The following is a 12,546-nucleotide window of genomic DNA, read 5'->3' as shown; positions in this document are numbered from 1 at the left end:
TGTCACGACCGGGAGCCCCGCGCCTGAGCCGGCGCCCCGCGGTCGCCAAGATGCGCCTGGGGATGGTTGCAGGCGCGACGATGTCAACTATTCAACGATCATAGGCAGATGGTGTGAGGTCGCTCGTCATCGAGGCCGATGCATGGAGTGGTTGCCTGGTGCGCTGGATCGCCGGGAAGTGCCGTGATCATGGGCCGTACGGTCGTTGCTGACTTCCTTCGCTTTGCATCGGTGCTGTGGTGAACGCCACCCGAAATGGTGCCGTGTTCACGCGCGGTTCGCCGTTCCGTCACGAGGTCCACACGCCCGACGGGCTTCCGGCAGCCGTGTCGCCGGCCGTCCGCCGACTGAACCGGATTCCGATGCCGCGCGTACCTCCGGCGTGGAAGGATCGCTCACTGTGAGCGCTACGGAGATTCATCCAGTCATGTCCGCCATGTCCGCGAGCCGCCCTGTCCGGCGTCCGGCCGTCCTGCACCGGGCCGGCCTACGCCGGACCGCCCTGCGTCGGGCCGGAGCCCTCGTCGCCCTCAGCGCTGTCGGTGTTCTGGCCGCAACCGGTGTCGCGTCCGCGCACGTCACCGTCCACCCTGAGAGCTACGCCAAGGGAGCCACGGACGGTGTGCTGACGTTCCGGGTGCCCAATGAGGAGGACGGCGCCTCCACCAGCAAGGTGCAGGTTTTTCTGCCGACCGACCATCCTGTCCTCGGGGTCCTCGTTCGTCCGCGGGACGGGTGGACGCCGAAGGTGACCACCACCAAGCTGAAAACACCGGTGAAGACCGACGACGGGACCATCACCGAGGCCGTCTCCCAGATCACCTGGACGGGCGGGAAGATCGGGGCGGGGGAGTACGAGGACTTCGACGTCGCCTTCGGGGAACTGCCGCACGACACGGGGCAGTTGACTTTCAAGACGCTGCAGACCTACTCCGACGGCAAGGTGGTCCGGTGGATCGAGGCGCCCAGTGGTGGGGAGGAGGCGGACGATCCGGCGCCCACGCTCAAGCTGACGGAGGGTGGCACGGAGGGCGGCGGAGAGGCCGCCGCCCCCGCGGCTGCGAAGAGCGGGGACAGCGGCAGTGTGAAGGCGGCCGATGGGAGTGATGGCACCGCTCGGGGGCTGGGCATCGGTGGACTCGTCGTAGGAGTGCTGGGGCTGGCCGCTGCCGCCTTCGCCATCGTGCGGGGGCGGTCTGCGAAGACGGACGCGTAGCCCGGACAGGCTCAGCGGCGGATCAGGCCCAGGTCCGTCGCCGTGGCCACCGCGGCCGTGCGGGAGTCGACGCCGAGTTTGGTGTAGGTGCGGGCCAGGTGGGACTTGACGGTGCCTTCGGTGAGGTGGAGCCGCCCGCCGATCGCCTGGTTGGAGAGGCCCTGCGCGACCAGGGTCAGGACCTCCGTCTCGCGCCGGGTCAGGGCTACGGCGGGGGCGCGGAGGCGGTTCATCAGGCGGTCGGCGACGGCCGGGGCCAGCGCGGTGCGCCCGGCGGCGGCCGTGCGTACCGCCGCCGTCAGTTCCTCGGGGTGGGCGTCCTTGAGGAGGTAGCCGGTGGCGCCGGCCTCGATGGCGGGCAGCGTGTCCGCGTCGGAGTCGTAGGTGGTGACGATCAGGACCCGCGGTGCGCCGGGGCGGGCGGTGATGAGGGCGGTGGCCTCGGCGCCGCCCATGCCCCCGCCGAACTGCAGGTCCATCAGGACGACGTCGATGTCGCCCTCGGCGGCACGAGTGACCGCGTCCTCGGCGGTGGCCGCCTCGGCCTTGACGGCGATGCCGGGCTCGGTCTCCAGCACGGCGCGCAGCCCCGCCCGTACCACCGGGTGGTCGTCGGCCAGCAGCAGGCGGATGGGGCCGCCGGACCTGGCGCGGGTGGGGGCGCCGGTTACGTCTGAGCGGGGCGTGCCGGGTACGTCTCGGCCAGGATCGCGGGGTGCGGCCGGGCTGGGGCTGTCGGTCATGAGTGGGCCTCGGGTTCGCCGGCTTCGGGCGCGTGCGCGCGTGGGTTCAGAGGGAGCCGGGCGGACAGGGATGTGCCTTGGCCGGGGGAGGAGCCGATGGTGAGGGTGCCGCCCAGCGCGCGCATGCGGGCCCGCATCGCGGCGAGGCCGAAGCCGCCGTCGTCCGGGTCGGGCGGCGGCAGCAGCGCGGGGGCGAATCCGGTGCCGTCGTCGGCGATGTCCACGGCCACATGGTCGTCGAGGTGGGTGAGGGTGACGTCCGCCGTACCGGCGCCGGCGTGGCGGACGGTGTTGCCGAGTGCGGACTGGGTGAGCCGCAGGAGGGCGACCTCGTGTGCCGTGGGCAGGGCGACTGGGGTGCCGGTGAGGTGGAAGCTGACGGTGAGGGGGTGGCGGGCGGAGGTCGTGGCGCACAGGCGCTCCAGCGCGTCGGCCAGTGTGGTGCCCTCCAGGGCCGGCGGGGTGAGGGCGGCGACGAATCGGCGGGCCTCGGCGAGGTTGTCCACGGCCGCCTGACGAGCCTGGTCCACATGTCGGGCGGCGGCCTCGGGCCGTTCCGGCAGCGCGCGTTCCGCGGCGCGCAGCAGGAGCTGGATGCTGGACAGGCCCTGGGCGAGGGTGTCGTGGATCTCGCGGGCCAGGCGTTCGCGTTCGGCGAGCACCCCGGCGGTGTGCTGGGCCCGGGCCAGGTCGGCGCGCGTGGCGGTCAGTTCCTCGATCAGCCGGCGGCGCTGCTCGCTCTCCCGGTACAGGGCCTGGTACCCCCACACCACGGCGACGGCCACGGCGGCGCCCAGAGCCGGGCCGATCGCCATGGCGACGCTGAAGGCGTGCTGGTGGGCGGCGAAGGCCGTGATCGCCGCGAACGCGGTCGCCACGACCGCGGCCAGCGCCCTCCGGCGCGGCAGCAGGTGGAGCTGGAGGAAGTACAGGGGGAAGGCCAGCCAGACGCCGTCGGCGGACAGGGCCAGCAGTACCAGCCAGACGGCGCCCAGGCAGGCCAGCCATACCGTCGCCGACCGGCGTGACGCGCGTACGCCGGGCAACAGCGGGCCGGCCGCGTACACCAGACCGCAGGCGAGGGCGGCGGCGACGGTCGCCCCGGGGTGCGGCCCGCCGTCGGTCAGCGCCCGCCCGGCGGCCAGCGCGAGCAGGCCGGCGATCAGCAGGTGCAGGCACCAGGCCAGGACCCGGCTGGTCGGGACCGGGGTGGCGGTGGCGGCGGCGGAAGAGTTCACAGTGCGTCCAGGCTACGGAGGCGGACCCCCGAGGGGCCTCCATCGAAAGTTACAACCCGGACGCCGCCTTTCCGGCGGGTGAAGTGCGGTCCCTTGCCAGAAGCCCGGGGCGGGGGGCTTCGGAGACGGTGGGGTCGTATCGATTCGACCACCACTTCCGACTTCGAGAGGACAGGCCACCCGTGTTCGTCGCCTGGAGAGACCTGAGGTTCGCCAAGGGGCGGTTCGCCCTGATGGGAACCGTCATCGTGCTGATCACCCTGCTGGTCGGGCTGCTGTCCGGGCTGACGGCCGGGCTCGGCAGGCAGAACGTCTCCGCGATCACCGGGCTGCCGGCGGACCGGATCGCCTTCCAGGCCCCCACCGGCGGACAGGGTCTGTCCTACTCCGGCTCCACCGTCACCGCGCGCCAATGGCGGCAGTGGGCCGAGGCGCCCGGCGTCGAGCGTGCCGAACCGCTGGGGATCACCACGACCAGGGCCACCGCCGGGGACCGGAGCACCGCGGTCTCCGCGTTCGGCGTCGAGCCCGGCTCCTCGCTCGCCCCGGACGGCGGACGGATCGACGACCGGTCCGCGGTACTGTCCACCACGGCCGCGGGCGACCTCGGTCTCGCTCCCGGCGGCTCCCTCGTCCTGGCCGGGCACCGGCTGACCGTCGCCGCCGTCCGGGGCGACGCCTCCTTCAGCCACACCCCGGTGATCTGGACCAGTCTGGACACCTGGCGGCGGGCCGCGCCGCCCACGGACACGGCCCACGGTCCCACCGCCACCGTCATCGCGCTGCGCACCACCTCGGAGGCCGAGATCACGGCCACCGACCGGCGAACCGGCACCAGGACGGTCGCCACCGGGGAATCGCTCTCCGCGATCGGCTCCTACACCTCGGAGAACGGCTCCCTGCAGCTCATGCGCGGATTCCTCTTCGCCATCTCGGCGCTGGTCATCGGCGCCTTCTTCACCGTGTGGACCATCCAGCGCGGCGGCGACGTCGCCGTCCTCAAGGCGCTCGGCGCCTCCACGGCCGGCCTGCTCAAGGACGCCCTCGGCCAGGCCGTCGTCCTGCTCGTCGGCGGCACCCTGGCGGGCACCGGCATCGCCGCCGCCGTCGGTGCCCTCGTGGCCGGGTCGGACGTGCCGTTCCTGCTCAGCCCCGGCACCGTGCTGCTGCCCGCCGCGGTGATGGTCCTGCTCGGCACCCTCGGCGCCGGTCTGTCCATCCGCCGCATCACCTCCGTCGACCCGCTGACCGCCCTGGGGAGCGCCCGATGAGCCTCGAGCTGACCGACATCACCCTCACCTACGCGGACGGCGACACCCGGCTGACCGCCCTCGACCGAGTCACGCTCCAGGTCCCCAAGGGGAGGCTCACCGCGGTCGTCGGCCCCTCGGGCTCCGGCAAGTCCAGCCTGCTGGCCGTCGCCGCCACCCTGATCACCCCCGACGCCGGGACCGTCACCATCGACGGCACCGCCACCACCGGTCTGAGCCGGGGCGAGCTCACCGAGCTGCGCCGCCACCGGATCGGCATCGTCTTCCAGCAGCCCAACCTGCTGCCCTCCCTCACCGCCGCCGAACAGCTCCAGGTCATGGCCCGGATCGACGGCCGGCGCCCCGGCCGGGCCCGCGGCCGTGCCCTCGAACTCCTCGACGGGGTCGGCCTCGCGGACCAGGCCCACCGACGGCCCCACCAGCTCTCCGGCGGCCAGCGCCAGCGCGTCAACATCGCGCGCGCCCTGATGAACGACCCCACCGTCCTGCTGGTCGACGAACCCACCAGCGCCCTCGACCACGAACGCGGCGCCGCCGTCATCGAGCTGATCACCCGGCTCACCCACGAGCGGGCCACCGCCACGGTCCTTGTCACCCACGACCGCACCCACCTGACCGCCGCCGACCGGATCGCCGAGGTCCACGACGGGCGCCTCCGCCGCCCCGCACCGACCGGCTGACGGCGCCGCGAAACGACGGAGGCGCGATGGCGTCACGGCGCCCTCAGCGCGTCGCCAGCTCCAGCTCCCGTACCAGCGGCTTGCCGACCGCGCCCTCGCCGACCGCGCCTTCGGTGAAGGCCCGCCCGTCGTCCGTACGGGAGTCGCGCCACAGCCACAGCACGTCCCGGCCGAACGACCACACCAGCGAGCCCAGTGACAGCACCACGATCGCCAGGTTCGCCGGGTGCGGCAGCAACTCGGCGCCGGCCAGCAGCAGGCAGATGCCCTGGAGCGCGGCGACCGTCTTGCGGGCGAAGGACGCCGGCAGCGGGGCGTTCAGCCAGGGGGCGACGCGGGCCGCCGCGACGAACGCGTACCGCATGCCGCCGATCAGCAGGACCCAAGGCCCCTGCTGCGTCGCCACGTACACGCTCAGCACCAGGATCAGGAACGCGTCGACCTCCATGTCGAAGCGGGCGCCGAGCGCGGTGGAGGTGCCGGTGCGGCGGGCCACCTTGCCGTCCACGCCGTCCAGCAGCAGCGCCACGGCGGTCAGGCCGACCAGCAGCGTCACCGGCGGCGCGCTCTCGAAGGAGTCCGCGACCAGCGCGGTCACCCCGCCGACCAGGGTGGCCCGGCCGAGGGTCACCCGGTTGGCGGGGCCGAACGAGCTGAGCCGGGAGCGGTGCAGGGCGCGGGAGAGGACCGCCCAGGTGGCGAACGCGAAGACCAGCCCCGTCAGCCAGCCGGCGGGCCCCATGCCGATCGCCGAGCCGAGCAGGGCGAGCAGCAGGAGCTGTATGCCCGCTCCGACAGCGGTCTCCTGCTGGAGCCTCGCGTCATACGTGTTGTTCAGGGCCACCGCACATCCTCCGGCCGAGTGACAGAGTCGATCAACGCCGCGTACTGTGCGCGGCCTGTGCACATCTCGGTACGTGAACAACTTCCCGATCGTTCAGGAGGATGCCGATGAACCGGTCGGCCCGCGCGTTCTGGCTGAGCTCCCCGGGCACCGGCGAGCTGCGCGACGTCGCCCTCACGGAGCCGGGCGAGGGCGAGGTCCTGGTCCGCACGCTGTACTCCGGAGTGAGCCGCGGCACGGAGACACTGGTCTTCCGCGGCGGGGTGCCGGAGTCCCAACACGCCGTCATGCGGGCGCCGTTCCAGGAGGGCGACTTCCCCGCGCCGGTGAAGTACGGCTACCTGAACGTCGGCGTCGTCGAGGAGGGCCCGCGGGAGCTGACCGGCCGTACGGTCTTCTGTCTGTATCCGCACCAGTCCCGTTACGTCGTTCCGGTGAACGCCGTGACCGTGGTGCCCGACCGGGTGCCTGCCGAGCGGGCCGTGCTCGCCGGGACCGTGGAGACCGCCGTGAACGCCCTGTGGGACGCGGCGCCCCTGATCGGCGACCGGATCGCGGTGGTCGGCGGCGGCATGGTCGGCTGCTCGGTCGCCGCGCTGCTCGCCCGCTTCCCCGGCGTGCGGCTGCAGCTCGTCGACGCCGACCCGGCCCGCGCCAGGACCGCCGAGGCGCTCGGCGCCGAGTTCGCCACCCCCGACACCGCCCTCGGCGACTGCGACCTCGTGGTGCACGCCAGCGCCACCGAACAGGGCCTCACCCGTTCCCTGGAACTCCTCGCCCCCGAGGGCACGGTCGTCGAACTGAGCTGGTACGGCGACCGGCGCGTCGCCCTGCCGCTGGGCGAGGCCTTCCACTCCCGCCGGCTCACCGTGCGCAGCAGCCAGGTCGGCACCGTCTCGCCGGCCGCCCGCGCGGGCCGCGGCTACGCCGAACGGCTGGCGCTCGCCCTCGACCTGCTCGCCGACCCGGCCCTCGACGCCCTCATCACCGGCGAGAGCGCCTTCGAGGAACTGCCGGAGCTGATGCCCCGGCTCGCCTCCGGGGAGATCCCGGCCCTGTGCCACCGCATCACCTACCCCGGCAGCGGGCGGCCCGATCAGGACAGCAGCGGCCTGACCTGAGAAAAGAGTGAGAGGAGGCTGAACACGGGGAAGCGAGGAGCCGTACTACTCGGCAATCCCCCGGCAGGTGACCGCCGGGGGCATCAGACGCGCCGCACCTGGAGGGTCGTCCGTTGTTCAGCATCACCGTCCGCGATCACATCATGATCGCCCACAGCTTCCGCGGCGAGGTGTTCGGGCCCGCGCAGCGCCTGCACGGCGCCACGTTCCTGGTGGACGCCACGTTCCGCCGTGAACAGCTGGACGAGGACAACATCGTTGTCGACATCGGTCTGGCCACCCAGGAACTGGGCGCCGTCGTCGCCGAGCTGAACTACCGCAACCTCGACAACGAGCCGGAGTTCGCCGGGATCAACACGTCCACCGAGTTCCTGGCCAAGGTCATCGCCGACCGGCTCGCCGAACGCGTCCACAAGGGCGCCCTCGGCGAAGGGGCCAAGGGCCTGGCGGGACTCACCGTCACCCTGCACGAGTCGCACATCGCCTGGGCGAGTTACGAGCGTGCCCTGTGACGGAGACGACCGTGGAGACCACCCGGACGACCGTGGAGACCGCCGGTACGGCGGTGAAAACCAACGGGACAACCGTGAAGACCAACGCGACGACCGTGGAGACCACGCGGAAGGCGCGGCTCGCCTACGTGCCCGCGCAGCCCACCGCCCTCGAGAACGTCGGGATCATCCCCATGTCCCTGCGCACCGTGCACTTCGTCATGCCGGGCGGTGTCGACGACCCGGCCGCGCCGAGCGGCGGCAACGCCTACGACCGCCGGGTCTGCCTGGACCTGCCGGGCTTCGGCTGGCAGGCCGTGCGGCACGCCGTGCCCGGCAGCTGGCCGCGCCCCGGCCGCGCCGACCGTGACGTGCTCGCCCGCACCCTGCGGGAACTCCCGGACGACACCGTCGTCCTGCTCGACGGCCTGGTCGCCTGCGGTGTGCCGGAGATCGTCGTCCCCGAGGCGGAGCGGCTGCGCCTCGCGGTGCTGGTGCACCTGCCGCTCGGCGACGAGACCGGCCTGGACCCGGCCGTGGCCGCTGCCCTGGACGCCCGCGAACGCGTGGTGCTGCGGGCGGCGGGCGCGGTGATCGCGACCAGCGACTGGGCCGTCCGCCGCATCGTCTCCCACCACGGCCTCGCCCCGCAGCGGGTGCACGTCGCCGCCCCCGGCGCCGACATCGCCCCCCTCGCCCCCGGCACCGACGGCGTCTCCCGGCTGCTCTGCGTCGCCGCCGTCACCCCGCGCAAGGGCCAGCACCGGCTGGTGGAGGCGCTCGCCGCGGTGACCGATCTGCCGTGGAGCTGTGTGTGCGTCGGCGGGCTCACCCAGGACCCGGAGTACGTCGACCGGTTGCGCGGCCTGATCCGCGAACGGGGCCTCGACGACCGGCTGCTGCTCGCCGGGCCCCGGGCCGGCGCCGAACTCGACGCGGCGTACGCGTCGGCCGACCTGATGGTCCTCACCTCGTACGCGGAGACCTACGGCATGGCCATCACCGAGGCGCTCGCCCGCGGGGTCCCGGTGCTGGCGACCGACGTCGGCGGGGTGTCCGAGGCGGTCGGCCGCGCCCCCGACGGCGGCGTCCCCGGCATCCTCGTCCCCCCGGAGGACCCGGCGGCGCTCGCCGCCGAACTGCGTGGCTGGTTCGGGGAACCCGACGTGCGCCGCCGGCTGAAGGCCGCGGCCCGCGGCCGCCGTGCGGCACTCGGCGGCTGGGCGACGACCGCCCGCAGCCTGGCCGGAGTCCTCGGCCGGCTCCCCGAGGCACCGAGGAGGGCGGCATGACGGACACACGGACGGTGACCGGGGGCATCCCGGCCCAACCAGGTCCTGAGGCAACGGAGTTCGTGCCGGACGGTGAGGAGGCCGCGATGGGTACCGGTGCACGCGAGAGCGACCCGGCCGGTGTGATCGCCGGTGCCGGGCCCGTCACCGGCCCCGGCGAACGGGCCACCGTACGGCTGCGGGACGGTGAGCCGCAGGAGCCGCCGCGGTACGCGCCCGAGTGGCTGCGGCTGCGGGAACCGGCCGACGCGGCGGCGCGCGCCCAGGAGTTGCTGGACCCGGTGCGGATCCGACTGGCCGACCGGTCCGGCAGGGAGGGCGGTTCGGCCGTGCACGACCTGGGTTGCGGCACGGGCTCGATGGGCCGTTGGCTGGCGCCGCGGCTGGACGGCGCCCAGCACTGGGTCCTGCACGACCGCGACCCGTACCTGCTGCACTTCGCGGCCGTGGGCTCCCCGCGCGCCGCCGCCGACGGCAGCCGGGTCACGGTCGAGACCCGGCGCGGTGACGTGGGCCGGCTCACCCCGGACGCGCTGAACGGGGCCGGACTGGTGACCGCCTCCGCGCTGCTGGACGTCCTCACCCGCGAGGAGATCGACACCCTCGCCACGGCCTGCGCCGGTGCCGGCTGCCCGGCGTTGCTCACCCTGTCCGTCGCGGGCCGGGTCGAACTCACCCCGTCGGACCCGCTGGACGCCGAGATCGCCGAGGCGTTCAACGCCCACCAGCGGCGTGACGGGCTGCTCGGGCCGGACGCGGTCACCGTGGCCTGCGAGGCGTTCGCCGAACGCGGGGCGACCGTACGGGTGCACTCGAGCCCGTGGCGGCTGGGCCCCGAGGAGTCCGCGCTGACCGCCGAGTGGCTGCGGGGCTGGGTGGGCGCGGCCGTCGAGCAGCGGCCCGAGCTGTCCGAGCGCGCCGAGCGCTATCTGCGCGAGCGGCTGGCCGCCTGCGAGGCCGGTGAGTTGCGGGTCGTGGTCCACCACAGCGATCTGCTCGCGCTGCCCGAGCCGGCGGGCGGGGCGTCGTCATGAGCGGACAGGCGGTGGAGACCGGCGCGAGGCCGCGCCGGGAAAGGGCGGTGAAACCCCGCCTGGAGCGGGTGATCCCGCACGCGCGGATCCGGGCGGTGCGGGGCGGTGCCACGGCTCACGCGGTGAGCGCGGTGCCGGCACCGCGGCAGCCGCCCGCCCCCGGGACCGCGCGGCGCGACGCCCGCCACCGCCTGTTCCGCAGGCTCGACTCCCGTGTTGTCCGCACCCACTTCGGCACGGTCGCCGGTGTGGCCATTGTCGCCGGGCTGCTGTGGCGGCTCGGCACCGGTGTGCTCCTCGACGGGCTGCGGCGGATCGACTCGGTGTCGCTGCTGCTGGCCCTGGGAATCGGGGTGGTCACCACCGTGTTCAGCGCATGGCGCTGGCAGTTGGTGGCCCGGGGCCTGCGCATCCGGCTGCCGTTCGGACCGGCCGTGGCCGACTACTACCGGGCGCTGTTCCTCAACGCGGCCCTGCCCGGCGGGGTGCTGGGCGATGTGCACCGGGCGGTCCGGCACGGGCAGAGCGCCGGTGACATCCGGCGCGGGGTGAAGGCGGTCGTGCTCGAGCGGGTCGCGGGGCAGGTCGCGCTGGCCGTGTTCGGCGCGGTCGTCCTGGTGGTCCTGCCGTCGCCGGTCCGGGACGAAGTACGGGCGCTCGCGGCGCCGGTGGCGCTGGCCGGGGTCGGCGCGCTCGCCGTCGTACTGGCCGTCCGGCTGAACCGCCCGCCCGCCCGCCGTGGCGGGGCGCTGCGCTCCGCGCTCGGCGGGGCCCGCCGGGGGCTGCTGTCGCGCGAGGCCGGTCCCGGGGTCGCGCTGTCCTCCGCCGTCGTACTGGCCGGGCACGTGGCGATGTTCGTCGTCGCGGCCCGGATCGCCGGATCGGCCGCGTCCGTACCGGTGCTGCTGCCGATCGCGGTGCTCGCCCTGGTCGCGATGGGACTCCCGCTGAACGTCGGCGGTTTCGGCCCGCGCGAAGGCGTCACCGCCTGGGCGTTCGGTGCCGCCGGGCTCGGCGCGAGCAGCGGGGTGGCGGTCGCCGTGGTGTACGGAGTGCTGAGCTTCGTCGCGAGCCTGCCCGGCGCGGCCGTACTCGTCGCCCGCTGGTACGCCGGGCTGCGCGGCTACCCCCGTACCGGCGCCGGGCCGGAGTCCGAGGTGAGCAGCTCGAAAAGCGCGCCGAACGACTCCACCAGCCCGGCCAGCAGTTCCTTTCCCTTCTCCGCGGAACCCAGGGAAGGGCGGCCGATGACGCCCGATTCGGTGTAGGCGGACATTCCCACGGTGAGGAGATGACGACGGTCGTCAGCGGTGAAATCGGCGGACTCGTAACCAGGGCGGACGAATTCGGGATGAGCGTGCAGCAGAATGGACGTCTCGATCTCGCCCGCGTGCATGTCGGTGAGCAGGGAGGTGAGCACTCCGGAGCGCTGCCGCGCCGCCTCCCAGTCCTCGGCGGCCGGGAACAGCGCCATCCGCTCCCCGCGCGCCGAGGCCTCCTGGACGACGTTGCCCAGAACGTAGTTGCCGCCGTGGCCGTTCACCACGACCAGCGTCTCGACACCCGAGCGGCGCAGCGAGTCGGCGATGTCCCGGACCACCGCGTGCAGGGTCACCGAGGAGATGCTGACGGTTCCGGGCCAGTCCGCGTGCTCGTGCGAACAGCCGATCGTCACGGGCGGAAGGAGATGCACCGGATACGCGCCGGCGATCTCCCGGGCCACGGCACAGGCGACGAGTGTGTCGGTCGCCAGCGGAAGGAAGGGGCCATGCTGTTCGAAGCTGCCGACGGGAAGGACGGCGACCTGTGTTGAAACGCCCGCCCCCCGCATCCGTACGTCTTCCGTAGTGTCCGCCGGTACCACCCCGAAGCCGGCCGTACGCGCGCCCGAACCACTCATCTTTCCCGGCCCTTCGTCTCTGCTTAGGAATCAGATCATGACAGAAAACCTCGGTGTCCTCGGCGAGAAGTCCTCGCGGCGCTCGGGCGCGGAACGCGTCGTCAGCGCGCCGCTGCCCACCGTGTACGGGCAGTTCCAGGCGATCGGCTACCTGGACCACGACCGCGGTGACGAACAGGTCGCCCTCGTGTACGGGGAGATCGGGACCGAGAACGTGCTGACCCGGCTGCACTCGGAGTGCCTCACCGGGGACGCGTTCGGCTCCCGGCACTGCGAGTGCGGCGACCAGCTGGCCTCGGCGCTGCGCGCGGTGGTCGCCGAAGGCAGCGGCATCGTCGTCTACTTGAGGGGACACGAGGGCCGGGGCATCGGCCTGCTGGGCAAGCTGCGCGCGATGGCGCTGCAGGCGGAGGGCCTGGACACGGTCGAGGCGAACCTGGCGCTCGGCCTGCCCGTCGACGCCCGGGACTACGGCGTCGCCGCCGAGATCCTGCGCGACCTCGGGGTGCGGTCGGTCCGGCTGATGTCCAACAACCCGCGCAAGCGGGAGGCGCTGGTACGGCACGGCATCCAGGTCGCCGAGCAGGTGCCGCTGCTGATCGAGCCGTGCGAGAGCAACATCACCTACCTGCGGACCAAGCGCGAGCGCCTGGACCACATCCTGCCCCACCTGGACGCGGTCGCCCACGGGTCCTGAGCCGCCGGGACGGGGGCGG

General features: G+C 73.6%; 12 protein-coding genes and 1 pseudogene. 9 read left to right on the top strand and 4 right to left on the bottom strand.

The genetic code is table 11. From position 1 onward, the window contains the following. The first annotated feature begins 436 nt into the window (after nucleotides 1-436). On the top strand, nucleotides 437-1,216 hold the full coding sequence (locus tag AB0924_RS11630) for a YcnI family protein (RefSeq protein WP_366911371.1): 780 nt from the start codon (nucleotides 437-439) through the stop codon (nucleotides 1,214-1,216). Nucleotides 1,217-1,227: 11 nt separating this feature from the next. Here the strand turns inward: AB0924_RS11630 and AB0924_RS11625 are convergent, their stop codons facing one another. Both AB0924_RS11625 and AB0924_RS11620 read right to left on the bottom strand, forming a co-directional pair. After that, nucleotides 1,228-1,959, bottom strand: coding sequence for a response regulator transcription factor (locus AB0924_RS11625; protein WP_358928030.1), 732 nt, complete (start codon nucleotides 1,957-1,959; stop codon nucleotides 1,228-1,230). Further along, entirely contained in the window at nucleotides 1,956-3,197 is a 1,242-nt protein-coding gene (locus AB0924_RS11620) for a sensor histidine kinase (RefSeq protein ID WP_366911242.1), read from the bottom strand. Before AB0924_RS11620 ends, AB0924_RS11625 begins: the two co-directional genes overlap by 4 nt. A 182-nt stretch (nucleotides 3,198-3,379) precedes the next feature. On the opposite strand from AB0924_RS11620, the gene AB0924_RS11615 reads away from it, so the two are divergent. Next, nucleotides 3,380-4,468 carry an ABC transporter permease gene (locus AB0924_RS11615; RefSeq protein WP_358928034.1) on the top strand — a complete coding sequence of 363 codons (1,089 nt, stop codon included), beginning with the start codon at nucleotides 3,380-3,382 and terminating at the stop codon, nucleotides 4,466-4,468. Continuing rightward, the gene (locus AB0924_RS11610; protein WP_358928036.1) at nucleotides 4,465-5,148 is read left to right on the top strand and encodes an ABC transporter ATP-binding protein; all 684 of its coding nucleotides are present in this window, start codon (nucleotides 4,465-4,467) and stop codon (nucleotides 5,146-5,148) included. The genes AB0924_RS11615 and AB0924_RS11610 overlap by 4 nt, the downstream gene beginning before the upstream one ends. A 43-nt stretch (nucleotides 5,149-5,191) precedes the next feature. Here AB0924_RS11610 and AB0924_RS11605 read toward each other — a convergent pair whose 3' ends face one another. After that, a complete protein-coding gene (locus tag AB0924_RS11605; protein WP_366911241.1) occupies nucleotides 5,192-5,992 on the bottom strand; it encodes a CDP-alcohol phosphatidyltransferase family protein in 801 nt (266 codons plus the stop codon). 107 nt (nucleotides 5,993-6,099) lie between these two features. On the opposite strand from AB0924_RS11605, the gene AB0924_RS11600 reads away from it, so the two are divergent. From AB0924_RS11600 to AB0924_RS11580, 5 genes and pseudogenes are all read left to right on the top strand, one after another. Beyond that, nucleotides 6,100-7,113, top strand: coding sequence for a zinc-binding alcohol dehydrogenase (locus AB0924_RS11600; RefSeq protein ID WP_366911240.1), 1,014 nt, complete (start codon nucleotides 6,100-6,102; stop codon nucleotides 7,111-7,113). A gap of 113 nt (nucleotides 7,114-7,226) precedes the next feature. Then, complete coding sequence (locus tag AB0924_RS11595) at nucleotides 7,227-7,625, top strand: 6-carboxytetrahydropterin synthase (RefSeq protein ID WP_358928042.1); 399 nt, start codon at nucleotides 7,227-7,229, stop codon at nucleotides 7,623-7,625. Nucleotides 7,626-7,699: 74 nt separating this feature from the next. Further along, nucleotides 7,700-8,896, top strand: coding sequence for a glycosyltransferase family 4 protein (locus AB0924_RS11590; RefSeq protein WP_366911370.1), 1,197 nt, complete (start codon nucleotides 7,700-7,702; stop codon nucleotides 8,894-8,896). Continuing rightward, nucleotides 8,893-9,930, top strand: coding sequence for a class I SAM-dependent methyltransferase (locus AB0924_RS11585; RefSeq protein WP_366911239.1), 1,038 nt, complete (start codon nucleotides 8,893-8,895; stop codon nucleotides 9,928-9,930). The genes AB0924_RS11590 and AB0924_RS11585 overlap by 4 nt, the downstream gene beginning before the upstream one ends. Next, a pseudogene (locus tag AB0924_RS11580) lies at nucleotides 9,927-11,000 on the top strand (lysylphosphatidylglycerol synthase transmembrane domain-containing protein); the annotation flags it as partial. The gene AB0924_RS11585 and the pseudogene AB0924_RS11580, both read left to right, overlap by 4 nt. Nucleotides 11,001-11,053: 53 nt before the next feature. Here AB0924_RS11580 and AB0924_RS11575 read toward each other — a convergent pair. Beyond that, nucleotides 11,054-11,830: a creatininase family protein gene (locus AB0924_RS11575; protein WP_366911238.1), complete on the bottom strand. Its 777-nt coding sequence runs from the start codon at nucleotides 11,828-11,830 to the stop codon at nucleotides 11,054-11,056. Nucleotides 11,831-11,867: 37 nt separating this feature from the next. Between AB0924_RS11575 and ribA the strand changes: the two genes are divergently transcribed. Further along, nucleotides 11,868-12,527 carry a GTP cyclohydrolase II gene (ribA, locus tag AB0924_RS11570; protein WP_358928048.1) on the top strand — a complete coding sequence of 220 codons (660 nt, stop codon included), beginning with the start codon at nucleotides 11,868-11,870 and terminating at the stop codon, nucleotides 12,525-12,527. Nucleotides 12,528-12,546 lie beyond the last annotated feature (19 nt).

The organism is Streptomyces sp. NPDC047869 (assembly GCF_040704065.1).
Taxonomy (GTDB): Bacteria; Actinomycetota; Actinomycetes; order Streptomycetales; family Streptomycetaceae; genus Streptomyces.
The sequence above is the reverse complement of the archived record's forward strand: the minus strand, read 5'-3'. Positions and strand labels throughout refer to the sequence as shown.

Excerpts from the sequence above, each read along its gene's own strand:
- AB0924_RS11575 (WP_366911238.1), bottom strand. The coding sequence starts at position 11,830 with ATGAGTGGTTCGGGCGCGCGTACGGCCGGCTTCGGGGTGGTACCGGCG.
- AB0924_RS11585 (WP_366911239.1), top strand. The coding sequence starts at position 8,893 with ATGACGGACACACGGACGGTGACCGGGGGCATCCCGGCCCAACCAGGT.
- ribA (WP_358928048.1), top strand. The coding sequence starts at position 11,868 with ATGACAGAAAACCTCGGTGTCCTCGGCGAGAAGTCCTCGCGGCGCTCG.
- AB0924_RS11625 (WP_358928030.1), bottom strand. The coding sequence starts at position 1,959 with ATGACCGACAGCCCCAGCCCGGCCGCACCCCGCGATCCTGGCCGAGAC.
- AB0924_RS11610 (WP_358928036.1), top strand. The coding sequence starts at position 4,465 with ATGAGCCTCGAGCTGACCGACATCACCCTCACCTACGCGGACGGCGAC.
- AB0924_RS11600 (WP_366911240.1), top strand. The coding sequence starts at position 6,100 with ATGAACCGGTCGGCCCGCGCGTTCTGGCTGAGCTCCCCGGGCACCGGC.
- AB0924_RS11630 (WP_366911371.1), top strand. The coding sequence starts at position 437 with ATGTCCGCGAGCCGCCCTGTCCGGCGTCCGGCCGTCCTGCACCGGGCC.